The following is a 589-nucleotide window of genomic DNA, read 5'->3' as shown; positions in this document are numbered from 1 at the left end:
GTCGAGGGCGACGACGCGGGTCTCCCCCTCCCCGTAGACCTTGTTCAGGCCGGTGGCGCGGGCGGCCGCCAGGCCGGTACGGACGGCGGTTGCGGTCGACGTGGTCACGGGGGACTCCTTGTGCTCGTGGGCTTGTACCTCCATGCTCCGGGACGTGATCATGGTCTGGCGTCGCTCCGCCGGACGGTTGGCCCGACCATCGCTGGGCGTACGGGAGGGCTGATCCGTCCTCCTGCGGTATGACGGGAACCCTGAGGGAGGGGCGGTGGCCGGAACCACTATCCTTCGTGGCCGAAATCCCGGACAGTTCGTCAGATGGCAAGGAAACATGACAACTTCCGGGGCTGGGAACATGCGAAAGAGTGATCCGGGCGACTAGGCTCAGGGTGGTTTCGCAGGACGCCCGGATGGTGGAACGCAGACACGGGCAGCTTAAAACTGCTTGGCCGCGAGGCCGTGCCGGTTCGAGTCCGGCTCCGGGCACCGGTCGAGCGGCGGGGGGGGGGGCGCGGCCCCCCCCCCCGCCCCCGGGGCAGCCACCACGCCCCGGGGGAGGCGGCTGTATTTGGGAAGCGAGTGAGATAGGGTG

Annotated in this window: 1 pseudogene; it reads right to left on the bottom strand. The window is 69.3% G+C overall.

Annotated elements, in window-relative coordinates:
* Positions 1-144 (bottom strand): annotated as a pseudogene (locus ACIBEC_RS07050) (ABC transporter ATP-binding protein); the annotation flags it as partial.
* Positions 145-589 lie beyond the last annotated feature (445 nt).

This window comes from Kitasatospora sp. NPDC051164, assembly GCF_044455625.1.
In the GTDB taxonomy this organism is placed as follows: Bacteria; Actinomycetota; Actinomycetes; order Streptomycetales; family Streptomycetaceae; genus Kitasatospora.
The sequence above is the reverse complement of the archived record's forward strand: the minus strand, read 5'-3'. Positions and strand labels throughout refer to the sequence as shown.